The organism is Candidatus Pantoea gossypiicola (assembly GCF_008632075.1).
GTDB lineage: Bacteria > Pseudomonadota > Gammaproteobacteria > Enterobacterales > Enterobacteriaceae > Pantoea > Pantoea gossypiicola.
On the sequence record NZ_VWVM01000001.1, the window covers coordinates 14,083 to 37,742 of the forward strand.

Annotated in this window: 22 protein-coding genes and 1 other annotated feature; of the genes, 7 read left to right on the top strand and 15 right to left on the bottom strand. The window is 52.0% G+C overall.

The window, feature by feature from the left end; translation table 11 throughout:
• Positions 1-300 precede the first annotated feature (300 nt).
• A complete protein-coding gene (gene sbcB / locus F3I20_RS00080; protein ID WP_150013707.1) occupies positions 301-1,728 on the top strand; it encodes an exodeoxyribonuclease I in 1,428 nt (475 codons plus the stop codon).
• A 60-nt stretch (positions 1,729-1,788) separates the two neighbouring features.
• Here sbcB and F3I20_RS00085 read toward each other — a convergent pair whose 3' ends face one another.
• From F3I20_RS00085 to ltnD, 5 genes are all read right to left on the bottom strand, one after another.
• A complete protein-coding gene (locus F3I20_RS00085) occupies positions 1,789-3,144 on the bottom strand; it encodes a GntP family transporter (RefSeq protein WP_150037050.1) in 1,356 nt (451 codons plus the stop codon).
• A gap of 127 nt (positions 3,145-3,271) precedes the next feature.
• Positions 3,272-4,057, bottom strand: a complete 786-nt coding sequence (locus tag F3I20_RS00090; RefSeq protein ID WP_150013703.1) for an HPr family phosphocarrier protein — start codon at positions 4,055-4,057, stop codon at positions 3,272-3,274.
• On the bottom strand, positions 4,057-4,701 hold the full coding sequence (gene otnC, locus F3I20_RS00095) for a 3-oxo-tetronate 4-phosphate decarboxylase (RefSeq protein WP_150013701.1): 645 nt from the start codon (positions 4,699-4,701) through the stop codon (positions 4,057-4,059). Before otnC ends, F3I20_RS00090 begins: the two co-directional genes overlap by 1 nt.
• Complete coding sequence (otnK, locus tag F3I20_RS00100) at positions 4,694-5,956, bottom strand: 3-oxo-tetronate kinase (protein WP_150013699.1); 1,263 nt, start codon at positions 5,954-5,956, stop codon at positions 4,694-4,696. Before otnK ends, otnC begins: the two co-directional genes overlap by 8 nt.
• Entirely contained in the window at positions 5,956-6,861 is a 906-nt protein-coding gene (gene ltnD, locus F3I20_RS00105) for an L-threonate dehydrogenase (protein WP_150037049.1), read from the bottom strand. The genes otnK and ltnD overlap by 1 nt, the downstream gene beginning before the upstream one ends.
• 267 nt (positions 6,862-7,128) lie before the next feature.
• Here ltnD and ygbI point away from each other — a divergent pair, with 267 nt between their 5' ends.
• A complete protein-coding gene (gene ygbI, locus F3I20_RS00110) occupies positions 7,129-7,890 on the top strand; it encodes a DNA-binding transcriptional repressor YgbI (protein ID WP_150037048.1) in 762 nt (253 codons plus the stop codon).
• A gap of 49 nt (positions 7,891-7,939) precedes the next feature.
• Here the strand turns inward: ygbI and F3I20_RS00115 are convergent, their stop codons facing one another.
• Both F3I20_RS00115 and F3I20_RS00120 read right to left on the bottom strand, forming a co-directional pair.
• Positions 7,940-9,298 carry an APC family permease gene (locus F3I20_RS00115; RefSeq protein ID WP_150013693.1) on the bottom strand — a complete coding sequence of 453 codons (1,359 nt, stop codon included), beginning with the start codon at positions 9,296-9,298 and terminating at the stop codon, positions 7,940-7,942.
• A 402-nt stretch (positions 9,299-9,700) separates the two neighbouring features.
• Positions 9,701-11,116 (bottom strand): glutamine synthetase family protein, encoded by a 1,416-nt coding sequence (locus F3I20_RS00120; protein WP_150013691.1) that lies wholly within the window; start codon positions 11,114-11,116, stop codon positions 9,701-9,703.
• A gap of 204 nt (positions 11,117-11,320) precedes the next feature.
• Between F3I20_RS00120 and puuD the strand changes: the two genes are divergently transcribed.
• From puuD to F3I20_RS00135, 3 genes are read left to right on the top strand one after another with little or no spacing between them, the layout of a single operon-like run.
• Positions 11,321-12,088, top strand: coding sequence for a gamma-glutamyl-gamma-aminobutyrate hydrolase (gene puuD, locus F3I20_RS00125; protein WP_150037047.1), 768 nt, complete (start codon positions 11,321-11,323; stop codon positions 12,086-12,088).
• Positions 12,081-12,638: an HTH-type transcriptional regulator PuuR gene (puuR, locus tag F3I20_RS00130; protein WP_150013687.1), complete on the top strand. Its 558-nt coding sequence runs from the start codon at positions 12,081-12,083 to the stop codon at positions 12,636-12,638. The genes puuD and puuR overlap by 8 nt, the downstream gene beginning before the upstream one ends.
• 19 nt (positions 12,639-12,657) lie before the next feature.
• Complete coding sequence (locus F3I20_RS00135) at positions 12,658-13,935, top strand: NAD(P)/FAD-dependent oxidoreductase (RefSeq protein ID WP_150013685.1); 1,278 nt, start codon at positions 12,658-12,660, stop codon at positions 13,933-13,935.
• A 37-nt stretch (positions 13,936-13,972) separates the two neighbouring features.
• Here F3I20_RS00135 and F3I20_RS00140 read toward each other — a convergent pair whose 3' ends face one another.
• From F3I20_RS00140 to F3I20_RS00175, 8 genes are all read right to left on the bottom strand, one after another.
• Complete coding sequence (locus F3I20_RS00140) at positions 13,973-16,279, bottom strand: hypothetical protein (RefSeq protein WP_150037046.1); 2,307 nt, start codon at positions 16,277-16,279, stop codon at positions 13,973-13,975.
• A 20-nt stretch (positions 16,280-16,299) separates the two neighbouring features.
• Complete coding sequence (locus F3I20_RS00145) at positions 16,300-17,106, bottom strand: glycosyltransferase family 2 protein (RefSeq protein ID WP_150037045.1); 807 nt, start codon at positions 17,104-17,106, stop codon at positions 16,300-16,302.
• A 13-nt stretch (positions 17,107-17,119) separates the two neighbouring features.
• Entirely contained in the window at positions 17,120-17,476 is a 357-nt protein-coding gene (locus tag F3I20_RS00150) for a DMT family transporter (protein WP_150037044.1), read from the bottom strand.
• A complete protein-coding gene (locus F3I20_RS00155; protein WP_150037043.1) occupies positions 17,473-18,306 on the bottom strand; it encodes a sugar phosphate isomerase/epimerase family protein in 834 nt (277 codons plus the stop codon). The genes F3I20_RS00150 and F3I20_RS00155 overlap by 4 nt, the downstream gene beginning before the upstream one ends.
• Positions 18,303-19,076 carry an NAD-dependent epimerase/dehydratase family protein gene (locus tag F3I20_RS00160; RefSeq protein WP_150037042.1) on the bottom strand — a complete coding sequence of 258 codons (774 nt, stop codon included), beginning with the start codon at positions 19,074-19,076 and terminating at the stop codon, positions 18,303-18,305. The genes F3I20_RS00155 and F3I20_RS00160 overlap by 4 nt, the downstream gene beginning before the upstream one ends.
• 15 nt (positions 19,077-19,091) lie before the next feature.
• Positions 19,092-20,096 carry a glycosyltransferase family protein gene (locus F3I20_RS00165; RefSeq protein WP_150037041.1) on the bottom strand — a complete coding sequence of 335 codons (1,005 nt, stop codon included), beginning with the start codon at positions 20,094-20,096 and terminating at the stop codon, positions 19,092-19,094.
• 2 nt (positions 20,097-20,098) lie between these two features.
• Entirely contained in the window at positions 20,099-21,217 is a 1,119-nt protein-coding gene (locus tag F3I20_RS00170) for an NAD(P)/FAD-dependent oxidoreductase (RefSeq protein ID WP_150037040.1), read from the bottom strand.
• Between the two features lie 342 nt (positions 21,218-21,559).
• A complete protein-coding gene (locus F3I20_RS00175; protein ID WP_150037039.1) occupies positions 21,560-22,387 on the bottom strand; it encodes an SDR family oxidoreductase in 828 nt (275 codons plus the stop codon).
• A 179-nt stretch (positions 22,388-22,566) separates the two neighbouring features.
• On the opposite strand from F3I20_RS00175, the gene hisL reads away from it, so the two are divergent.
• Both hisL and hisG read left to right on the top strand, forming a co-directional pair.
• Positions 22,567-22,614: a his operon leader peptide gene (hisL, locus tag F3I20_RS00180; RefSeq protein WP_100396937.1), complete on the top strand. Its 48-nt coding sequence runs from the start codon at positions 22,567-22,569 to the stop codon at positions 22,612-22,614.
• Positions 22,590-22,710, top strand: a sequence feature (His leader region). It overlaps the preceding gene by 25 nt.
• A gap of 48 nt (positions 22,711-22,758) precedes the next feature.
• A complete protein-coding gene (hisG, locus tag F3I20_RS00185; RefSeq protein ID WP_098052877.1) occupies positions 22,759-23,658 on the top strand; it encodes an ATP phosphoribosyltransferase in 900 nt (299 codons plus the stop codon).
• Positions 23,659-23,660: the final 2 nt, after the last annotated feature.

Consider the following 23,660-nt stretch of genomic DNA (forward strand, 5'->3'; position numbering starts at 1 on the left):
TGAATCAGAATCTATCCTGTTTGGTGAGCTGTGTCCCCAGCCCATCCGCATCTGAAATTTCAGCCGGACCGGAATATGGTTTACCATGTATAGAGCGTAATTTAGTGTCACTCAGCGCCATAATAATTTTTGGTACGCAGCAAAATGTGGTTTCGGTACTGGAATGGTACACAATATTGAATGTACATCTGCGAACAGCAACAAACAAAAATAGGCAAGAGTGACCAAATAAAGGCGATAAAATGATTAAAAATGTTTTAAATCAGCCTGTTAATGAACAATGACGAACGGTAATGCACATTGAAAAACGACAGCGTACAACCTACCTTCCTCTTCCACGATTACGAAACCTTCGGCACCAGCCCCTCTCGTGACCGGCCCGCCCAGTTTGCCGGCCTGCGCACCGACAGTGAGTTCAATCCGGTCGGCGAGCCAGAAGTGTTCTACTGCCGTCCGCCTGATGACTATCTGCCACAGCCCGAAGCGGTAATGATTACCGGCATCACCCCGCAGATAGCGATGAGCCGCGGCGTCATCGAAGCAGAGTTTGCCGAACGCATTCATAAGTTGTTCACCACCGAACAAACCTGCGTGGTGGGCTACAACAACGTGCGTTTCGATGATGAAGTGACGCGAAATATCTTCTATCGCAACTTTTTTGATCCTTACGGCTGGGCCTGGCAAAACGGCAACTCACGCTGGGACCTGCTCGACGTGATGCGTGCCTGCTATGCGCTGCGGCCTGACGGGATCAACTGGCCGGAAAATGAAGAAGGCTATCCCAGCTTCCGGCTGGAGCATCTGACCAAAGCCAACGGCGTGGCCCATGAAAATGCGCACGATGCGATGTCCGATGTTTACGCCACGCTGGCGATGGCAAAGCTGGTAAAAGAGAAGCAGCCGAAACTGTTTGAGTTTTTGTTTACCCATCGCAATAAAAACAAGCTGATGAACCTGATCGACATCCCGCAGATGAAGCCGCTGGTCCATGTCTCTGGCATGTTCGGCGCGGCGCGTGGCAACACCAGCTGGATCGTGCCGCTGGCCTGGCATCCCGATAACCGCAATGCGTTGATTGTGGTGGATCTGGCGGGCGATATGTCACCGCTGCTGCAACTGGATGCTGACACGCTGCGTGAACGTCTTTACACGGCGAAAAACGACCTCGGCGATCTGCCTGCGGTGCCGGTTAAACTGGTACATATTAACAAGTGTCCGGTGCTGGCTCCTGCCAGTACGCTGCGTCCGGAAGATGCGGCCCGTCTGGGCATCGATCGTCAGCACTGCCTGGCGAATCTGGCCCTGTTGCGTCAGCAGCCTGACGTGCGGGAAAAACTGGTCACGCTGTTTGCCGAAGCCGAGCCGTTCACACCGTCAGACGATGTGGACACGCAGCTCTATGATGGGTTCTTCAGTGATGCCGACCGTGCCGGAATGAATATTATCCGCCAGACCGCGCCCGCCAATCTGCCTGCGCTTGACCTGAGCTTTGAGAGTGCGCGGGTGGCGAAACTGCTGTTCCGCTACCGGGCGCGTAACTTCCCCGGCACGCTGGATGATGCCGAGCAACAGCGCTGGTTGCAGCATCGCCGTGACGTGCTGAACGGTGATCGGGTGCAGGCGTTTATGCAGGAACTGGAAGGACTGGCTAATCTGCATGAAGCTGATGCAGAAAAGGTTGGGCAGCTCAAAGCGCTCTATCTTTATGCGCAGGAGCTGGTTTCCTGAACCCATGAGAAAGCCTGACCCGGCATCCCCTGCCGGGCCAGGCTTTCCTGTCTTGCTCAATCAGAGCACCGTCCACACCAGCCAGGTCAGCACAAAACCGCTTAATCCCATTATTGTCGTCAGCGCCGTCCAGGTGCGTAAACCGTCGGCCACGGAAAGTCCCAGATAACGGGTGACCACCCAGAATCCCGCATCATTGACGTGAGACAGACCCAGGCCGCCGAAACAGGCCGCCAGTGTGACCAGAACCCGCTGCATATCCGTGACGCCGGTCACCGCCTGCGTCAGCAGACCGCTGGTTGTCAGGATAGCGACGGTGGCTGAGCCCTGTGACGCACGCAGCGCCAGCGACAGGATAAACGCAGCCGGCACCAGCGGCAGATGCAGCGTTTCCAGCGTGACCGCCAGCGCTTTCCCGACCCCTGACTCCACCAGCACTTTACCGAAGGCCCCACCCGCGCCGGCCACCAGAATTACGCTGGCAGAGGTGGGAATGGCCCGCCCGGTGAGATCCTCCAGCTTATCTTTGCTCCAGCCACGCCGCACGCCCAGCAACCAGGCCGCCAGTCCTAAGGCAATCAGCAGAGCAATCGGCGGCGTGCCAATCACGGTCATGACGTTACGCAGCAGACTGCCTTCAGCCAGCAGCGTGTGGGACAGCGTTCCCAGTACGATCAATACAATCGGGACCACAATCAGACCGCTGATGGTCAGCGCGCCAGGCGGGGCCGGTTCATGCTTCTTTTCCTGCCCCTCTGGCTTCGCCATCTGCAATTGTTCCAGCACGTCGACCGACAGATGATAATGGCGACGGTTCATCACTTTCGCCACGTAGTAGCCAATGATCCCGACCGGCACGGAAATCGCGATACCCAGCATCATCAGCCAGCCCATATCGGTATGCAGGATCCCGGCCGCCGCCGCCGCACCCGGATGAGTCGGCAGCGCCACGTGCACCGTCAGCATTACGCCCGCCATCGGCAGGCCAAACTTCAGGGGTGAAACCCGCGCCACTTTGGTGAAGCCATAAATCAGCGGGATGACGATAATAAAGCCCACTTCGAAAAAGACCGGAATACCCAGAATAAAAGCCGCCATGGTTAAAGCGGCGACGGTGCGCTTCAGCCCCAGCGTTTTACTGAAGCGTTGCGCCAGCGATTCAGCGCCCCCTGAGGCTTCAATAATCGCCCCGAGCATGGCTCCCAGCACGATGATGATGGTGATATGACCGAGCAACCCGCCCATCCCGGTGATAATCGTCTCCATGATTTTCTCAGCCGGAATGCCGGTCGCGATAGCCACCAGCAGGCTGACAATCAGCAGGGCGACAAACGGATGAACTTTGGCTTTGATGACCAGCAGCAGCAGGATCACGATGCTGGCGGTCGCTATGGCTAACAGCAGTGCGGTGGACATAGTAAACCTCAGAAATTGTTATATTTTTTGGGTTATCGACGTACAGGGTAAGCAGGTGCAGGGCCAGATAAAGGGCGAGCCTGTCCCAACCGGTGCTGAAACACCGGTTTTTTTACAGTGCGTTAAATCAGGCTTTTAATTTCCAGGGAGCAAACCAGCTCAGGCCAGCGTTGGTGTCGCCACGCGGGATATACTCGCAGCCGACCCAGCCGGAATAGCCAACCTCATCCAGTAGTGAGAAGAGCCAGGGATAGTTAACTTCCCCCTCATCCGGCTCATGGCGATCCGGTGCTGACGCAATCTGTACGTGGCGATAACGTCCCGCATAGTGTCGAATCAGATGGCTGAGGTTGCCGTCTACCCGCTGTGCATGAAACAGGTCGAGCTGAGTGAACACGTTCGGCCGGTCGATCTGTTCAACCATCTCCAGCGTCTGATACTGGCTGGCGTAGAGATAATTGGGTTTGGTTACAGGGTTAAGTGCTTCGATCAGCAGGCTGATGCCGTGCGGCGCAAAGCGCTCAGCCGCATAGCGCATGTTGCTGATAAAGGTCTCAACATAGCGCTGACGATCGGCACCGGGCGGCACCGTCGCCGCCATAATGTGAACCTGCGGGCAGTTCAGCGCCAGCGCATAGCTCAGCGCGCGGTCGATATCCGCCTTTGCTTCCGCTTCCCGTCCGGGGATGGCGGAGACGCCCCACTCACCCGCTGCGACATTGCCCGGCGCGGTATTGAACAGCACCAGTTGCAGCAGGTTCTCATCGAGCCACTGTTTTATCTGCGCGGCGGGATAGTCATAAGGAAACAGAAATTCGACCGCCGTAAAACCGGCTTCCGCAGCCGCGGCGAAACGCTCAGCGAACGGATACTCATTAAACTGCGTCGAAAGGTTAGCAGCAAACTTCGGCATTATCGGCTCCTGAGTTCTGCCACTTCGGCATCATTGAGATAGCGGATCGGGCGGTCACCCAGGGTAAAGATCAGACGGGCGGTCTCTTCCAGCTCTTCTGTATTGTCCGCCGCTTCCTGTAAGGATTTCCCCACCACCACCGGGCCGTGATTCGCCAGCAGGAAGGCGCGGTAGCGCGGCGCCAGCACCGCCAGATCGTCGGCCAGACGTTCATCGCCCGGCTTGTAATAAGGCACAACAGGCACATCACCGACGCGCATTACCACATAAGGGGTAAACGGACGGATGCAGCTGTCCGTATCCAGCCCCTGTAAACAGGAGAGCGCCGTCAGGTAGTGGCTATGCAAATGCACCACTGCGCGGCAGTCGGGATTATTGAGGTAGAGCGCGCGGTGAAACGCAATTTCTTTGGAGGGTTTATCGCCAGAGAGCCATTCCCCCTCAGGCGTCACTTTCGACAGCCGGTCACCCTGTAATTCCCCGAGGCAGGAGCCGGTAGGGGTCGCCAGCAGATTGCCATCCGCCAGCAACATTGAGAGGTTGCCCGCTGAACCGGTGGCATAGCCACGCTGAAAGAACGAGGCCCCGAGACGGACCATTTCATCACGCGCCTGCTGCTCCGCTAAAAGGAAAGATTCAGACATAGGTAAACTCCGTTTGCGCGCGGCGGAAGAAATCTTCGTCGCCAAAATTGCCCGATTTCAGTGCCAGCGAGAGCGGCTGATGAATGTCGCGCACCCAGGGCACGCCGGGCGAGATGGTCGGACCGATGTGAAAGGCGGTTACGCCCAGGCTCTGCGCCACCACGCCGGAGGTTTCCCCTCCCGCCACAATAAAGCGCTGCCAGCCGCGCCCTTTCAGCTCACGGGTGACGGCGGCAAACAGCTGCTCAACGGCTTCGCTGCTGCGCTGCGCACCATAGCGCTGCTGAATCACCTGCAACTGTTGCGCATCAGCGGTGGCATAAAGCAGCGGGGCCAGCGTCTGATGGCTGTTGGCTTCCACCCAGTCGCACAGCTGCCGGGCATACCCCTCTGCATCTTCCAGACAATGTTCAATCTCTATTTCGCAGGCCGGTGCCAGCTGGCGGTACGCGGCAACCTGACGATTAGTCATCTGCGAGCAGGAACCGGAGAGCACCACGGCGCGATCGCCGTGCGGACGGCCTGCCTTTTCCGCCTCTGCATCCGTCTCAGCCGTCGCCCACTGCCGCGCCAGACCGATAGCCAGCCCGGAGCCGCCGGTCACCAGCCGCCTGTCACTGAGTGCTTCACCCAGCGTCAACAGATGCCCCTGATGCAGGGTGTCAGTGACAACGTAGTTGATGCCCTGCTCCGCCAGCTGGTCCAGCGCCTGACGTACTGACTCCGCGCCCTGATCGATCTGTGCTGCGGCGATCAGCCCGGCTTTGCCGGTTGCCTGCGAGGTCATCAGACGCATCAGGTTGCTGTCCTGCATCGGCGTAACCGGATGGTGCCGCATGCCGGAATCGGACAGCAGCTGATCGCCGACAAACAGATAACCCTGATAGACGGTGCGCCCGTTCACCGGCAGCGCCGGGCAGATGACCGTCTGCGCCTCACCCAGCGCATTCAGCAACGCATCGGTCACCGGACCGATATTGCCCTGCGCGGTGCTGTCGAAGGTGGAGCAATATTTGAAGTAGAAGCGCTCGCAGCCCTGCTTTTGCAGCCACGCCAGCGCGGCAAGCGACTGCGCAACCGCCTGATCAGCCGGGCAGGAACGGCTCTTCAGGCTGATCACAATCGCCTGTGCCTTTGTCATCTCTTCGCTGGCGGGAATGCCGTTGAACTGAATGGTCGTCAGGCCGTTCTGAACCAGAAAACTGGCGATATCCGTTGCGCCGGTAAAATCGTCCGCTATAACACCAAGACGCATCAACTGTTCTCCCCTGCCTGCGGCAGCGTGATACCGCTGAAGATCTTAATCACCGCACTGTCATCTTCCCGGCCATAACCGGCGTTGCTGGCTTCGGTAAACATATTCAGGGCGGTCGAGGCCAGCGGCAGCGGGAAGTGCAGTGACTTCGCGGTATCGGCCACCAGGTTGAGATCTTTCACAAAGATATCGACGGCTGATTTCGGGCTGTAGTCGCCGTCTACCACATGCTTCATACGGTTCTCGAACATCCACGAGTTGCCTGCGGCATTGGTGACCACTTCATACATGGTTTCCAGCGGAATACCGGCTCGCGCCGCCAGCGCCATCGCCTCTGCGCCCACCGCAATATGAACGCCCGCCAGTAGCTGATGAATAATTTTGACCGTTGACCCAAGGCCAATCTCACTGCCCACGCGATAAACTTTGGCGGCGACGGCATTTAGCACCGGTTGCAGTTGCGTAAAGACCGCATCACTGCCGGATGCCATCACCGTCATTTCACCGCTGGCCGCTTTGGCCGCGCCGCCCGAGACCGGGGCATCCAGCATCTGCAACTGATGTTCAGCCAGCCGTTGTTCAATTTGCTGCGCATCCTGCGCGGAAAGTGTGGATGAGACCATCACCACCGTCCCCGGACGCAGTTTTGCGGCCAGGCCATCTTCACCGAACAGGATGGCGTTAACCTGCTTTGCATTGACCACCAGCAGCAAAATGGCATCGAGCTGGTCTGCAAAGGCAGAGGCGGAAGTCTGCGCATCACGTGCGCCGGCCTGGCGTAAGCTCTCCAGGGCTGCAGGATTCAAATCGACGCCCCAGGTGTTGAGTCCGGCGCGCAGACAGGACTTCGCTGCACCCATCCCCATGGAACCTAACCCGATAACACAGATGTTTTCAGCTGGCACGTTACGCCTCCACTGTTAAATTAAGTGATTATTTGTTTGTTACTGTTAATCCTGCCAGCTTCCGGTTGACAAAAATGTGCCGCTCCTCACATAAAAACATCGATAATGTGAACGCGAACAATTTTTAACATCGCATATTTTACTGTATGCACCTTAAATCAGACCGATAAACCCCGTTCTCCGTCCTGTATCAGCTGTTATTTTTTGTTCTGGTTGAATGGCAGATACTTTATAATGTGAAAAAATGGTAATTATCAGGGAGCAGATATGATTCCGGTTGAACGTCATCAACAGATTCTGGCACTGGTGGCCGATCGTGGTGTGGTGAGCATTGCTGAGTTAACTGAGCGGCTTGGCGTGTCACACATGACCATACGCCGGGATGTGCAGAAACTGGAGGAACAAGGTGCTGTGCTGTCGGTTTCCGGCGGGGTGCGTTCTGCCGATCGACTGGCGGCTGAGCCTTCCCATCTGACCAAAAGCACTCTGTACAACGATGAAAAGCGCGCTATTGGCCGCACCGCTGCCCGTCACATTCCCCGTAACAGCTGCATCTATCTGGATGCCGGGACCACGACGTTAGCGCTGGCACAGGAAGTGGTTGATCGTGATGATTTACTGGTGGTGACCAATGATTTCATGGTGGCGAATCTGCTGATGGAAGCGAGTCAGTGCCGGGTGATCCACACGGGCGGCACCGTGTTCCGGGAGAACCGCTCCTGCGTCGGAGAATCCGCAGCACGCAGCCTGCGCAATCTGGCTATTGATATCGCCTTTATCTCTGCCTCCTGCTGGGGGCCACGCGGCTTGTTTACACCGGATGAAGATAAAGTGATGGTGAAGCAGGCAGTAAGCGAAGTAAGCAGCAAACGGGTTTTACTGAGCGACAGTTCGAAGTACAACAGAATAGCGACGTTTCTGGCGTTACCGCTGGAGAGGTTTGATCAGGTGGTGACGGACAACAAACTGAGTGATGCGGGGCGGGCACTGTTAAGCGCGGGCAACCTGGAACTGGTGCTGGCCGGTTAACGGTTGCCGCCTTCCCGATAAAGCCCGGAAGGCGGCAACGTGAGCACGATTAAACTTCTTCGCTGAACTGTGGCACCGGATTACGGAAGCTGCGGGTCACGAATGCCAGGTAGATAATCCCGATGGCGGCCCAGATCAGGCCCAGAACCATTGAACTCTCTTCCAGATTCACCCACAACGCACCGACCGTTATCGCGCCGAGCAGCGGCAGCAGCAGATACTGAACGTGATCTTTCAGCGTGCGGTTACGCTTCTCACGGATCCAGAACTGTGCGATCACCGACAGGTTCACGAAGGTAAACGCCACCAGCGCACCGAAGTTAATCAGCGCGGTCGCGGTGACCAGGTCAAAGTTAATCGCCATCAGCGCAATCGCACCCACCAGCAGCACGTTGAGCGACGGAGTACGCCATTTTGGATGGATGTAACCGAAGAAACGCTCCGGGAATACACCATCACGGCCCATCACATACATCAGACGCGATACGCCTGCGTGCGCCGCCATACCGGATGCCAGTACCGTGACCACCGAGAAGATCAGGATACCGACCTGCAGCGCTTTACCGGCTACGAACAGCATAATCTCAGGCTGTGAGGAGTCCGGATCCTGGAAACGGGTGATGTCCGGGAAGTAGAGTTGCAGGAAGTAAGATGCCGCGATAAAGATCACGCCGCCAATCAGCGCCGTCAGGAAAATAGCGCGTGGAATGGTGCGTTCAGCATCTTTGGTCTCTTCCGACAGCGAACTGATGCCATCAAAGCCGAGGAACGAGAAGCAGAGTATGGTCGCACCGGTAATCATCGGCACCACGTGCGCATTCTCAGACCAGAACGGACGACTGCTCACCAGCGTACCGGAACCGACGCCGCTTGCCACACCGTAGATCACCATGCCGGTGATCCCGACCATGACAATGACCTGCAGCACCACAATGAGACTGTTGAAGTTGGCGACGGTTTTGATGCCCTTGAGGTTAGAGAGCGTCATAAAGCCGACCAGCAACACCACGAAGATCCACGACGGGATACCCGGCACCAGTGATTCGAAATAGTTTTTAGCCAGCAGGATGTTGATCATCGGCATGAACAGGTAGTCCAGCAGTGATGACCAGCCGACCATAAAGCCGACGTGCGGACTGATCGCCTTCTGAGCGTAGGTATAAGCGGAGCCCGCAGAGGGGAAGCGGCGTACCAGCTTACCGTAACTCACGGCAGTGAACAGAATCGCAATCAGCGCGAAAGCATAAGCGGTGGCGACGTGACCATCGGTCAGCCCGGAAACGATGCCAAAGGTATCGAACAGGGTCATAGGCTGCATGTAGGCTAAGCCCATCATGACGACCGGAAGTAACGTTAGCGTCTTTTTGAGTTGTGCACGCTGCGGTGCGGCGGAGGTATTAAGCGACATGCTTCAGTCCCCCATGTGCGACAACCTGGCTGGGCTGGGTCACAGGGCAACTGCGCATTAAGCGACAGGGAGTAAGGTTAGTGGTTGACGCGGCACCGTAGTCATCACGAAAACGCGTACCAGCGTTGGCTGGCAGAGTGAAAAACATCCCCATCTTTGTCATCCTCAATCTCACGCTTACGCGTGTTTTCAGTGTTTATCTATCCGGGTGCGTGCCCGGCCTCGGTTAAGTCAGTAAAAACGCTTTGTTAAAACTGGATGCAAAAAAATAACCGGCGCGTTAAGCGTCGGTTATCACTGATTTTGCAGGCCGCGTATTCTGCCCTAACCCGTGGCAGTAATACAAGCCGTTGGGGCATCTTATGCAAAAAAAATCGCGACAGAGTAACGCTGAAAAAACCATCAGGCGTTTTTCAGCATCCAGTCTATTTCCGTAGACGTAATCAGTCGTTCAAACTGCATCAGTTCGTGATGCTTGCAGCTGTGCCAGACACTGGCAAAGCGTTCGCCCAGTAACTTCTGCAGCGGATAGCTGCTGTCAAACTCATACAGCGCATCGCTCTGCCGGATTGGCAGGGCAAGCCCCTCGGCATGGTGTCCGTTGCCGGTGACCGGATGCGGTAATGGTAGCTGCGTATCCAGCCCATGCAGCATCCCGGCAAGGATAGCCGAGACGACCAGATAGGGATTAGCATCAGCGCCCGCCACCCGATACTCAATGCGATGGTTATCGATATCTCCGCACGGCACGCGCAGCGCAACGGTCCGGTTGTTATGACCCCACGAAGCCTGTAACGGCACATAGGCTTCAGGGACAAAGCGGCGATAGGCATTTACATTGGGTGCCAGCAGCGCCATTGACGCAGGCATCAGGTCGATCATGCCCGCCAGCGCACGTTTCATCAGCGGTGAATCGCTGCCGTCATCGCAGGCGAAGGCGTTGTGATCGGCGGCATCCAGCATGCTGATGTGCACGTGCATCCCGCTGCCCGCATACTCCTCGTAAGGCTTCGCCATAAAGGTGGCGGTCATGCCGTGATTCTCCGCGACCTGACGAATCAGGCGCTTCAGCTGCACCGCATGGTCGCAGGCACGTAGCACGTCGCGGGTATGATGCAGGTTGATCTCAAACTGTCCGGGGGAGGCTTCCGCCAGCGCACCATCAGCCGGTATGCCCTGCTGACGGGCCAGATCGTCAATATCGCGCAGGACATCAGCGAAGTGATCGAGATTATCGACCGAGTAGACCTGGCTCTGCATATTGCGTTCATCGCTGCCAGGCGAACAGGGCGGCTGAATAAAACCTTCAGCATCGCGCTTTTTATCTACCAGATAGAACTCCAGCTCTACCGCTACCACCGGAAACAGACCTCGGTTGCGCAACTGTTGCCACAGTCGGTTGAGGACATTTCGGGGTTCAACGTCAAAGGGAGTGCCATCTTGGTTGCACATGGTTAAGAGCAGCTGCGCAATGTGTTCAGGGTCAGAGGCGGAGGGAACTAACGTGCCGCTAACGGGCAGACAGAGATTATCGGGTTCACCAAGAGACTGGCCGAGTCCCGCTTCTTCCACCGTGTTGCCGAGGATATCCATGGCAAACACTGAGGCGGGGAAATAACATCCTTTTTCCAGCTTAGGCAGCGCAGAGACCGGAATGCGCTTGCCGCGGAACACACCATTTAAATCATTTAACAGGATGTCGACATACTGCGTTTCAGGATGGCGCTCCAGCCAGGTTTTCACCTCAAGCTGGAACGCGCTGGTTCGTTTCTCTTCACTGTGAAGCGTGAAGTCTTCCACTTCTACCAGGTTAGTCATGATCTCACCCGCCCCTATTAGGTTTGCGTAATGCTCAAAATAACAGCCACACCACTAACATAGCGCCAACATAAAAAGTGTGCAAATGTAACAAATCTGTTTGAAGAACAAACAGCAGATTGCTAGATTGAAAAAATATTGCACACTTAACCGCCAGACGTGCCTTTTCGGTAGATATTTCGACCAGTAATGCGAGGACGTAAGATGGGCATTATTTTTGACAAACCGTTGATTGGCGTAGTGATGTGCCAGAAAAATTTGGGCGGCCATGCGACTCAGACGGTGCATAACAAATATATTGATGCGGTTGTCCTGGCGGGTGGCGTGCCCCTCGCCCTGCCCCATAGTCTTATTAATGCGCCTCATCTATCAGAAAACGCTATGGCTGTGCTGGATGGCCTGCTGCTCACCGGCAGTCCCAGCAATATCGAACCCTGGCATTATGGCGAAGCCGGTGAAGAGTCGCACGCCGATCCGGGCCGCGACCGTCTCGCCTTTCAGCTGATCACCTGGGCCACCAGCCACAAAATGCCGATGTTGGGCATCTGCCGTGGACTGCAGGAGCTGGTGGTGGCCAATGGTGGCGCGCTGTGGCGGGATCTCAGTGAGCAGTCAGAATTTCAGCGTCATCATGAAGATGAGACGCTGCCACTGGAGCAGCAGTATGCGACAGCGCATCCGATCACTATCGAACCGGATGGCCTGCTGGCAACGCTGCTGGACAGCAGCAAATCGCTTGGGGTCAATTCTCTGCATCATCAGGGCATACGCGAACCGGGGCCGCAACTGCGCGTTGAGGCACGCGCGCCGGATGGTCTGATTGAGGCGGTGAGTCTGCGTCATCATCCCTTCAGCCTAGCGGTGCAGTGGCATCCCGAGTGGCAGCCGGAAAGCACGGCGGGATCGCAGGCACTGTTCAGCGGCTTTATTCAGGCCGCCATTCGCTATCACAGGGGAAAAGCAGATGAGTGATGTCACGCTGGCACCGGGACGACGGCTGGCGCAGATTCGACAGACGATGGGATTGTCGCAACGTCGCGTAGCTGAACTGGCCGGACTGACCCACAGCGCCATCAGCACCATTGAGCAGGATAAGGTCAGCCCGGCGGTCAGCACCCTGCAGAAGCTGCTGAAAGTCTATGGGCTGTCACTGTCGGAATTTTTTTCGGAACCCAAACCCCATGCAGAGCCAAAGGTGATTGTCCGCCCCAGCGATCTGCTGGAGATTGGCAGCCAGGGTGTGTCGCTTAAGCTCATCGACAATGGTCGTGCGCAGCGCACGCTGGGCATGCTGCTGGAGACCTATCAACCCGGTGCCAGCACCGGCGAAAAACTGCGTCATCCGGGCGAAGAGACCGGCACGCTGCTGGAAGGCGAAATTACGCTGGTCATTAACGGTCAGCAGTTTCATCTCTCCGCCGGAGAGAGCTATGTAATTGATACCGGCTTACCGCACAGCTTCACCAACAGGGCTGAATTCCCCTGCCGCATTGTCAGTGCCCACACGCCAGCCAACTTTTAGGCGCTTCCCGGAGGTTGTTATGAATTATGTGGAGAGTTATTACGCAGCGACCGCCAATCCGCATGCGCCCTGGCCAACCTTACAGGAGAGCATTCAGTGTGACGTCTGCATTATTGGCGGCGGTTTCACGGGTCTTTCAGCGGCGCTGCATCTGACCGAGGTGGGCTACGACGTGGTCGTGCTGGAAGCGGCGCGGGTTGGCTTCGGTGCCAGCGGGCGAAACGGCGGTCAGGTGGTGAACTCCTACAGCCGCGATGTGGATGTGATTGAACAACGCTACGGCAAAGAGAGCGCCCGCATGCTGGGCAGCATGATGTTTGAAGGCGCTGAGATTATCCGCGATCGCATTAAGCGGTATGCAATTGACTGTGACTACCGGCCTGGCGGCATTTTTGCAGCGCTGAATGCGAGACAGATGGCACATCTGCAAAAACAGAAAACGCGATGGCAGCAGTATGGCAATCACGATCTGGAACTGCTGGACGAACGGGGCATTCGCCGCGAAGTGGCCACCGAACGTTATGTTGGCGGGCTGCTGGATCGACGTGGCGGCCATCTGCATCCGCTGAACCTGGCGCTGGGAGAAGCGGAGGCAATTCGTCGACATGGTGGACGCATCTATGAACAGTCCGCGGCGACAGATGTCGTTTATGGCACGCCTAACCGGGTGAAGACTGCTCAGGGCGAAGTCAGTGCGACATTTGTGATCTTCGCCGGTAATGCCTATCTGTCACCTCAGCTGGAGCCACGCCTGAGCAGAAAAAGCATGCCATGCGGCTCGCAGATTGTGGCAACCGAACCGCTGACACCCGACCAGGCACTGTCGCTGATGCCGAACAATTACTGTGTGGAGGATTGTAACTATCTGCTGGATTACTTCCGTCTGACCGCCGACAACCGGCTACTCTATGGCGGCGGCGTGGTCTACGGCGCGCGGGAACCGGCCGATATTGAAGCGCTGATCCGGCCCAAGCTGCGCCGTACTTTCCCGCAATTGCAGAACGTGAAGCTGGACTTCAGCTGGAGCGGCAATTTCCTGCTGACGCTGTCGCGTATGCCGCAGTTTGGCCGGATGGAGAAGAATGTCTATTTTATGCAGGGCGACAGCGGTCATGGCGTCACCAGTACCCATCTTTCCGGCAAGCTGATTAGCGAAGTATTACGCGGCGATGCCGAGCGGTTTGACGCCTTTGCCCGCCTGCCTCACCTGCCGTTTCCCGGCGGGCGGCGGTTTAAGGTGCCGCTGACGGCGATGGGCGCGGTATGGTATGCGTTGAGGGATCGGCTGGGGGTGTGAAGTAAGGGAGCATTGCTCCCCTATTTTTTACAGTGACTTACGGAATGGTGATGGGTTTTGCAAAGTTATCACATTCGATAAGTTTGCCCTCTCCTGCCATAGCAAGGCCAGCTTTGTAATGGCCTTTAAAGGCGGTGATATCAGCGAATACTTTATATCCCGCATCAACTAAGTTGGATTTGTTGAAAGCTTTAGCTACATCGGGTCTGGGCGTTTTATCCACAGATACAAAAAACTTTCGTCCTTGATCATCCTGTAGCGTCAGCCATAAGGCTTGTGAAGGAAGATTTTTTTCTATAGAGAATGCTGCCCACCCCTCGCTCTTTAATCGTTTAACGAAGATATTATCAAGAGTGAAATTTGATAGTTCCAGCTTATCAATGCTGGCATCACACATGGCAACAGAACTGGTAAGTCCGGCAGGCTTATCAGTTGTAAATCCGGTAACGGCTTTGTCATTGAAATTAACGCCGGGAAGTTGATATGTTTCAAAATGCGCTTTGAATTTTGGTTCAAAATAGTGTTTATCAGTGGTTTCAATCATGACCTCTAAAACACGCGGCCCCTCAAGCGGTAAAGTATCGAGCAATGGTGAAACCCATATACCACTTTGAGCATTAATGATATTCAGACGATATTTTTTTACCTCTCCATTTGAGAGCCTGTAATTAACATAAAGTACAGAGCCATGGAAAAATAGATTCTGCAATTTAGCTAAGATTGTTAATTTAAACTGAGGCTTTAATTTTATAAGTGTACTATCAGTACGTGGAACTTTAATCCATTCTCCAAAGTTTGCCTCAACATCTACTTTTTTTTCCATGTTCATATCCTGAACATGAAGATTTTTTTTCATCAGCATGACGGGCTTATGATTCAGTGCAAACATAACGCGGATAGGCTTATAGTTTTTTAAAATAGCCATCGTCGTGAGTGGATCTTCGTTAAGAACATATTTGTCGTCAAAATCGTCAAAAACCCGGCAATCATTAGAACCACAGGTAATGCTGGCTGTCCATAAAATATACTCAGGTTTATTATTACTTGCATAGAAATCAGCATTCAACTGATCTAAACTTGGTGTTAATGTCATGTAATTTTGAAATGATGGGCGATGCCAGTAATTTAATTTGTTAGCTATAATATATTCGTTATTGTATGGATAGACGTCAATAGTATTACTTCCAACTTCAGTAACAATATCCTGAGGCAGCTTGAAATTATGATAGCGCTGAGCTGCACGATCACGGAAACTGATAGAAAAGTCTTCATGAGTATCAAATATTTTAATCACCTTGGCGCCGTCGTATACTGGCATGTTACCTAGATAAAAAAGAAGCAATAAAATTATTGCAGCCAGCAAGCGCATTAACTTATCACCATTAATAGCTAATAGTAAAGACAACAGCGCGACGGGCATTATAAAATATGAAATATAATGATCTACTCTTGAAAAACCAATCTTTAAAAAAATAATCAACAGGCCATTAATAGTGAGCAATAATGCTCGCTGGTTTCTTATAAGATAAAAGTTAAAGAGAATAAAAGTGACAAGAACGACCAAATATGCTTGTTTTTTTACATCCACGTCATAATTCATATCAACGGAGTTGCCAAAATTCAACTGTGAATTAATTATTGTATAATTTATAATATTTTTTGAGTCATGGAATATTGCCATACCGAATGCAATGTATAGCATCACTGTAACGCTTGTGAAAATCAATAAAGATGAATAATGTCTTTCTAATACCCGAGTTGAGAATAAATAGCTACCTATCGTAAGAAGCCCAACAACCCCATAAAAAAAACGGAAATAAAACAGAAAAACAACAAGCAACCCTGCCCCAACAAGGAATATTTTTTTATCCCAAAGACTATCCAGACTATTCTGTCGAAGGTAAACTATAATAAACAAAGGCAAAGTAAAGAATATAGCATAAGCATTATATATTTTTATAAAAACAATATAGATCACTGCTAAATAAAGCACACTTTTGGCATTAATTGCCACTCGCAACAGTAAAGCCCAGTTCAAAGCACAATAAACGCTTATAAAAAACAATGAAATAAAATAGCTTGTTTTTGAAAATTGTACTACCGGGCTGCCCTGAAGCCAGTATAACGGCCCATAACTGAATAAAAAATCCTGGTTACCGACAAAAAAATCTGGCAATAGAGTTGACCACTGTTCCAGTACGCGGTCCAGCGATATAAAAAGTGGTTGCTGATTTATTTCAACAACTATAATCGCAAACATCAGCATAAAAAACTGGCAGAGCTTGAAAAGCTCTGCCATGGTTTTATTATGATTCAGACCATAAATACGTAATAATGTAAGCATAGTTCAGATCAATTTAACCTTTATTTGACATTGTACTTGCCAAAACATGCAGAAAATAAAATCGACAAAACAGCCCAGTTACCACTGATGGCGCTGATTTTCGTCGGAACCTCGCCTTTTGGATAACGACGAACTGTTGCGATTTCGATACAGCGGAACCCTAATTTTGGTGCACAGTATGAAAGATAAGCCAGCAATTCGTAAGTCTGAAAAATATTGCGGAACGGCGCTACGCGCGGATCGAGGAGCATTTTCCGGCTATAAGCACGAAAGCCCTGCGTTGTATCGGTCCACTTAAAGCCGGAAAAAAGAGAGAGCATCGGTGCATGGATGAAACGAATGGCAAAATCGCGTGATGCTGGTGTGTTCTCGGCAACGCCACCTTTAACGAAACGGGATGCCTGAACAAAGTCATAACCCTGTTTTATTGCCTCTATAAACTGAGGAATAGCATCCGGGTCGTCTTTATCATTTCCATCAATCGTCACGATACCCTGATAGCCCTGCTCTAAAGCAAAAGCATATCCACAGCGAAGCTGAGAACTTAATTTTCCCTGACCCGTTTTAAGCAGCAGGCCAGAAACCGAAAGTTGCTGCAACGCGGAGAGTTCAAGTGAACCGTCACGACTGCCACCATCGACAATGATAATGTCCGCATAGGTATGGACATTGACCGCCACCATTCGGCTTAACAGATTACGGATGCGTGCCCCTTCGTTGATGACGGGGATGATCACGCAATAATCATGCTGTTTACCCTGCCATAACTGACGCTCATAAGATGGAACTTCCCAGTCAGTATTTGGTGCATTCAACGAATCGCTCATTCTCTTTTCCATCTCATTTAACTTTTAGGGTAATAAGTACAACACCGGCTATTACCATCAGAATGCCGGCAATAGTGGACCAGTAAACAGGTTCTTTAAATAGCGCGACTGACATCAGGGCGACACAGGCAATAGCGCCAGAAGTTAAAACAGGGTGTGCCACATTTAACGGTAAAAATGCCAGTGTTGCGGCATAAAGTAGAAATGCCATGCCGTAGAGGAATATTCCCAGTAATAGCGGGAAATTACTCAGCACAGCCAGAGGTTCGGACAGGCTGGGAAGCCTGCGTGGAGGCGTCATCGCTAGCTTGATCAGCACGCTGGCGGATGCATTACAGGCTATACCCAAAATCAGGATTAACCACTTCATGAAGCATCTCCCGACAAATTCCGATAGTGTTTCGTCACAAATGAGAGCGACTCGTCAATGGTCGCCAGGGCTTTCTCATTTTTGGGCACCAGCATCTCGATAGTAGCGATATGCTGCGGAACCAAACGTTTTAACACAGCCGCGACGTCAGCATGATTCACATCACTCAGTCCCAGCGGAATAAGGTTCGGTTCACTAAGATGTACGTGCCCGATAATATCCTGATTATCACTTATTACCTGGGCTACATTTTCGTGATTAATTGCAATGGCTCCAGTGTCCAGTTGCATTTTTATTGCGGAATGATTGATTAGTCTGACCATCTCAGCAGTCTCTGCGCTATCGGTCATAAAGTTAGCGCCATAACAAGCCGGATTGGGCTCCAGACAGATAACAACCCCTTCCTGACGGGCAATGTCACCTAAAAGTGTGAAGAAGTGGTGGGCAATCGCGCGCGTCTCTTCATCGCTGATATCCGGGCGGTAACGATTTCTAGGCGACCCGAACACCAGACGCGTTATACCTAATCCCGCCGCAACATGGCTCACTGCCTGCAAATGTTCCAGCATTTTTTGCTGAACAGACTGCTCATCAAACAGGTTTAAACCCTGAGTGCCAAACAGGAGTGATTGCATCCCGATAAGAGAGATTCCCTGCGATTCCCAGTAATTGCGAACGGTAAGAATGTCTTTATCACTTACTATTTTTGGGTCAGGAAAATATTTTCCAGGCGCAATATCAATAGCACGGATTTGATGGCGCTGAAGAAGTGAGCACATGGCGTCATCATCTTTAATGTCCCAAGCGATATTCGAAATGGAAATATTCATTCTGCTTTCTTTCCTGCTTCGGATTGAGCATAGGCACGAACAGACATCAGTGATTCACGGTAGCTATATTGATAATCTTTACCGTCTGTAAACAGGTAAGCGTAGCAGCTTTTCATATCATAGTGTCCGGGCTGCTGTTGCACATGATTTTCGAACTCAAAGCCGAATCCGTATCTGGCCACGTCTGAAACACTGACTGGTGCGGCGGTAAGGTGTAAAAGCCTGATGTCATTTTTCAATGCAATTTCAATGTCATACCAAAGGTTAATCATCGGATAGAACTGAAAAACACCACGGCTTTCAATTTGATTAAGATTATTATTATTCAGAAAATCGTAAATAATGTTTTTCTTCAAGCCGGGGCCAACCAGGCCTGGCAGACGTACGATTAAGACATCCGGGAAATGCTGGCTGACGAACTGCTCAAGATAGTAGCGATGTAAGCCGTAAGCATGCAATCCATCTGTTTCCACACACGTATTTTCGTCAACATTTACAGGCGTTTTGAAAACATCCACCGTGCTGATTAAAATGAATTTTTCACAGGTCAGAGTTTTCAGTTTTTCAATCAGGCTTTCAATAAGCTTAAGATCGTTTTCAGGCTCTTTATTTGCCAGCCATTTCTGCGCAGGCGCAGCCGCACAGACGACGGTTCCAAAAGACTGGCCGATTATTTCATCAATATTTGTTGAGCGGTAAAGTGAGTCAAACTGACGCTGTCTGAGCAGCGTCTGACCGACAAAACCTGAAAAGCCAATAAGTGCGTCCATCTTCATCTCCAGAATTTATTTATCGCGTCCGGTCTGAACATTGTTAGGTTCATGCATTAGCGAAGTCTCAAGAACATTGACCCGATCTACATTGACCATGACATCACTATTACGCTCATAAACGACTGCATAGCCTGCCTGGGCGCTGTTTTCATCCAGCATTCTCCCCAGATATTCGCCAAAAAATGCCATCATGACGAACTGGATAATAAACATGACGGACATGAAAAGAATGGTGGTAGTCCAGCCTTCAACAACATGGCCATTAATCAGGTGGATCAGCACGCTATAACAGGCGAACAGTAACCCTGCTACGCTGCCAAAGAAGCCAAGCATGGACATCCAGCGTAAAGGGCGTGCCGAGTTAAATACCATCAGACGAAGTAAACGTCGTAAGGATTCAATGATTTTTGCACCTTCATTTTCTTTTACAGGCATGTAATTGAAAGCTGAGGCGGTGTACCCGGTTTTTTGAATACGTAAATAAAACTGATGGTGAAATTTACCAATGCGGGTCACGGCGTTCACGGCTCTGCGGCTTAAACAACGCAGGCTGGTTGAGTTAGCCGGAATATCGTAATCTATCGTGCGTAATGCCACATTCATCATTTTACGAATGAGGCTATAGCGCAGGGAGCGGGCTTTGTTTGTTACACCGATAACGATATCGCTTCCTGCACGGCATTGCTCAACGATTTGATGCACAACGTCAACGGGATCAGAAACAGGATTCCACAAGACAACAAAGTCACCAATCGCGTTTTCCAGACCAGCGGCGAGCGCAACGTCATGGTAAACCGGGCTGGAAAGGAGAATGATTCGCACACAGTTGATATCTTTCAGAATGCGATCTTCAATTTGTGCATTGGTAGAATTAACGCCGGGAACGACAACGACAATTTCATAATCGCTGTAGCTTTCATCCAGCGTCAAGCTTAACTTTTTAAGAGGTTCATAAACCTCTTCGAGATGACCATATATAACGGTAACGACAGAAACAAAAGATTCACTTTTTATCATTTTTAGTTCAACTCAATCAGCCGCTCAATTTCTTGCAAGACATCATAAACGTTATCGATTTTTCCACCCATGATGCAATGCAATCCCTTCAGACCGTGGTTTTTACGGAAAAGGATGGGTCTAGAATCATCACTGTCACTGCGAGGCAGAATAGTTTTAACTTCCCAGATAGACCGCTTATATTTACATTCACTCAATGCAGGCACATAACGCTGTGCATCGCGAATCATATGTCCCCAGGCAGACTGACGTGAATATTCATCATATTTTCCATGGGAGTCTTCATAAGGATTGTCCGCATCATCACGCCATTGATGATGCGGCGTGTAGCGGACGTGACTAAAGGAGTGCAGTTGTGCTGAAGGAAAAGGCATCACAGAAAAGAACGGCCCGCACATTACCGTCAATCCCATTTTCCTGAATTCGTCAGGAACGTCGACCAGACACATTTCAGTCATTTCATGACGCAATGGAATGAGTTCAAGACCGGAACTGTTTAGTAAGTAGTTGATTCGTGAGTAAGTACAGTTGAAAAGGTGATCTGCATAGACGATGTCTTGCCCGCCTGAGACAGTGACAGCAAGCTTTAGCCCGTCATTGTATGACCAGACTTTTTCAACGACCGCATCCGTGATGACGCGTACCCCGGCCTCTGAAAGGCGATCAATCATGATATCGCGTAATTTGAATGAGTCGAAAGCATACTCTGTAGTGGTGAAAATAGTATCAATTAAAGCCGGATTAACCATTTTAGTCACAGAAGCTGGGGCTTCTTCGCAGTCTGCTCCAATGCGCTGACAAAAGCGCCTAAACTGCTCACCCGTCACTTTGCTCAGTGAGCCTGCAATCAGATAATATTTTTCAAACTCATCATCTATACAATCACGAAATTCATTAACAAATCGCGGGAAAGATAAACGAGAACGCAGGGCAGTAAGAATACTGCGCGGGTAATGATAACCGTTGTGCACGCGGGCCTGGTTAACATAAGAGGCGCGGGACATCAGGTGTTGGCTTTTTTCATAAACAGTTACGCTGCAACCGCGAAGCGCAAGTTGCTCTGCCAGATACAAGCCAAAAAAACCTCCCCCCGCGATAGCTATATTCTTCTGAGCCAACATCCGCTATCTCCAAATTTCACCCAAAATCAAGGCCGCCAGCTCCGGCCCAAAGCGAAGAACTGTTATTTTTCTTACATAATCTGAACGTCGGCGATGATACTGAAAATGAAATCTCAGGGAAAGGTTAAGCTAACTAATTTTTTGCCGTTACCGTTTACGTAAAAGTCTCGCCAGTCTCTTCTCATCAGCGTCTGTAACAGGATTCGGCATCAACATTCATGACGCTGGCTGCGGAATTTTATGGTTAACATTTCTTATAAACATTAATAACAGTAAATGCCCCGACCTCTAATAATGACTTTTCGTTTATCAGGGGCCGGTGGCTCCTGTTCAGGTACTTTATTACTCCAGCGGCATCTTCACCGGATCGTCATAGCGATACTCAAACCCGAGTTCGTTACAGATACGCGACCCATCAATCAGCTTGCCGCTGTCTTTTACGGTTTCTGGCGCGAACTGCGGCGGCTGCAGACCAAGCTGGCGCGTCACTGCGGGATAGAAGGTGTCGCGCGTCGGATGTTTTGGCGCACTCAGGTTGTAAACCCTTCCCCCTTTTGGCAACTGCAGCAGCAGTGTAATTGCCTCGACCACGTCATCCAGATGCACCAGATTCACGCCCTGCGAGCCATTCGCCACATCCTGCTTACCGGCCAGGAAGCGACCCGGATGGCGCTTTGGCCCGACCAGACCGGACAGACGCACAATATCCACGCTGGTCCCTGGCAGATCGTGCAGCCAGCTCTCCAGCTTGACCAGCGTTTTACCGGCTACCGTTTCGGCGGTCAGCGGGCTGTTTTCCCGTTTAATACCAGAGCTGCCACCATAGACTGACGTTGAGCTGGTAAAGATGATGCGCGGCACTTTATACACCAGTGCGGTATCCACCACATTCTGCACCGCCTGCAGATAAGCTTCACCGCCTTCCGCAGTACGGCTGGCAGGTAACGTGACAATCAATGCATCGACGTTAAAGAGCGGCTCGATATCGTCAGCATCGCACAGCAGTTCCGGCGTCAGTTCCAGCTGGAACGCCTCAATGCCGCAGCGGCGTGCGGCTTCAACTCCGTCTGGCGTGGTTTTGCTGCCGGTGACCTGCCAGCCTCGCGCCGTTAACGCCGTGGCCAGCGGCATACCCAGCCAGCCCAGTCCCACAATCGCGACCTTCTTCATTTTGACTCCTGACGTGAAACATCAACCCTGACTTCACCGTAGTTTGCCCCCGGATTGCAAACCACAACAACCTGTTTCAGCGCTTTCCGAATCGCCTGTTTAAAAAAGTGTTGCCAAGTGCTGCCATCTTCGCTAGGTTAAACCCCACAAATGAATACGCATTCATCGACGAGATTATTATGACACGCGTTCAGTTCAACCATCATCACCACCATCATCCTGACTAGTCTTTCAGGCGATTGGTGCTGGAAGACTTTCAAGATCTTCCAGTGGTGTGAACGCAAGAGAACCCCCGGAAGATCGTCTTCCGGGGGTTTTTTTATGGGCTGACGTAACCACACATTCAGGACAGGATTAAGAGGACAGGAACCATGTTAGACAACACCCGTTTACGCATAGCTATGCAGAAATCTGGCCGTTTAAGTGATGATTCACGTGAACTGCTGGCGCGCTGCGGCGTAAAAATCAACCTTCAGCAACAGCGCCTGATTGCGTTTGCGGAGAACATGCCGATCGACATCCTGCGCGTGCGCGATGACGATATCCCTGGCCTGGTGATGGACGGTGTGGTCGATCTCGGCATTATCGGTGAGAACGTGCTGGAAGAGGAATTACTCTCTCGCCGTGCTCAGGGCGAAGATCCGCGCTACTTTACGCTGCGTCGCCTGGATTTCGGCGGTTGCCGTCTCTCACTGGCGATGGCGACCGACGCCGAGTACACCGGCCCGGAATGCCTCGATAAATCCCGCATCGCCACCTCCTATCCGCACCTGCTCAAACAGTACCTCGACAAAAAAGGCGTCAGCTTTAAAACCTGTATGCTGAACGGTTCTGTTGAAGTGGCGACCCGTGCCGGTCTGGCGGATGCCATCTGCGATCTGGTCTCCACCGGTGCCACGCTGGAAGCGAATGGCCTGCGTGAAGTTGAAGTCATCTATCGTTCAAAAGCCGTCCTGATCCAGCGCGACGGCGAAATGCCTGCCGCCAAGCAGGAGCTGATCGACAAGATGATGACCCGTATTCAGGGCGTGATTAAAGCGCGTGAATCGAAGTACATCATGCTGCACGCACCGAGTGAGCGCCTGGAAGAGGTAATCAGCCTGCTGCCTGGCGCTGAACGTCCGACCGTTCTGCCGCTGGCAGGCGATGTCAGCCGCGTGGCGATGCACATGGTCAGCAGTGAAACCCTGTTCTGGGAAACCATGGAAAAACTGAAAGAGTTGGGTGCCAGTTCAATTCTGGTGCTGCCTATTGAGAAGATGATGGAGTAAGC

Excerpts from the sequence above, each read along its gene's own strand:
- otnK (WP_150013699.1), bottom strand. The coding sequence starts at position 5,956 with ATGCGTCTTGGTGTTATAGCGGACGATTTTACCGGCGCAACGGATATC.
- F3I20_RS00135 (WP_150013685.1), top strand. The coding sequence starts at position 12,658 with ATGAATTATGTGGAGAGTTATTACGCAGCGACCGCCAATCCGCATGCG.
- F3I20_RS00165 (WP_150037041.1), bottom strand. The coding sequence starts at position 20,096 with ATGATAAAAAGTGAATCTTTTGTTTCTGTCGTTACCGTTATATATGGT.
- F3I20_RS00140 (WP_150037046.1), bottom strand. The coding sequence starts at position 16,279 with ATGCTTACATTATTACGTATTTATGGTCTGAATCATAATAAAACCATG.
- F3I20_RS00160 (WP_150037042.1), bottom strand. The coding sequence starts at position 19,076 with ATGGACGCACTTATTGGCTTTTCAGGTTTTGTCGGTCAGACGCTGCTC.
- F3I20_RS00085 (WP_150037050.1), bottom strand. The coding sequence starts at position 3,144 with ATGTCCACCGCACTGCTGTTAGCCATAGCGACCGCCAGCATCGTGATC.
- hisG (WP_098052877.1), top strand. The coding sequence starts at position 22,759 with ATGTTAGACAACACCCGTTTACGCATAGCTATGCAGAAATCTGGCCGT.
- F3I20_RS00170 (WP_150037040.1), bottom strand. The coding sequence starts at position 21,217 with ATGTTGGCTCAGAAGAATATAGCTATCGCGGGGGGAGGTTTTTTTGGC.
- ygbI (WP_150037048.1), top strand. The coding sequence starts at position 7,129 with ATGATTCCGGTTGAACGTCATCAACAGATTCTGGCACTGGTGGCCGAT.
- F3I20_RS00155 (WP_150037043.1), bottom strand. The coding sequence starts at position 18,306 with ATGAATATTTCCATTTCGAATATCGCTTGGGACATTAAAGATGATGAC.
- F3I20_RS00090 (WP_150013703.1), bottom strand. The coding sequence starts at position 4,057 with ATGCCGAAGTTTGCTGCTAACCTTTCGACGCAGTTTAATGAGTATCCG.
- F3I20_RS00115 (WP_150013693.1), bottom strand. The coding sequence starts at position 9,298 with ATGTCGCTTAATACCTCCGCCGCACCGCAGCGTGCACAACTCAAAAAG.
- puuR (WP_150013687.1), top strand. The coding sequence starts at position 12,081 with ATGAGTGATGTCACGCTGGCACCGGGACGACGGCTGGCGCAGATTCGA.
- F3I20_RS00150 (WP_150037044.1), bottom strand. The coding sequence starts at position 17,476 with ATGAAGTGGTTAATCCTGATTTTGGGTATAGCCTGTAATGCATCCGCC.
- F3I20_RS00175 (WP_150037039.1), bottom strand. The coding sequence starts at position 22,387 with ATGAAGAAGGTCGCGATTGTGGGACTGGGCTGGCTGGGTATGCCGCTG.
- F3I20_RS00145 (WP_150037045.1), bottom strand. The coding sequence starts at position 17,106 with ATGAGCGATTCGTTGAATGCACCAAATACTGACTGGGAAGTTCCATCT.
- F3I20_RS00120 (WP_150013691.1), bottom strand. The coding sequence starts at position 11,116 with ATGACTAACCTGGTAGAAGTGGAAGACTTCACGCTTCACAGTGAAGAG.
- otnC (WP_150013701.1), bottom strand. The coding sequence starts at position 4,701 with ATGTCTGAATCTTTCCTTTTAGCGGAGCAGCAGGCGCGTGATGAAATG.
- puuD (WP_150037047.1), top strand. The coding sequence starts at position 11,321 with ATGGGCATTATTTTTGACAAACCGTTGATTGGCGTAGTGATGTGCCAG.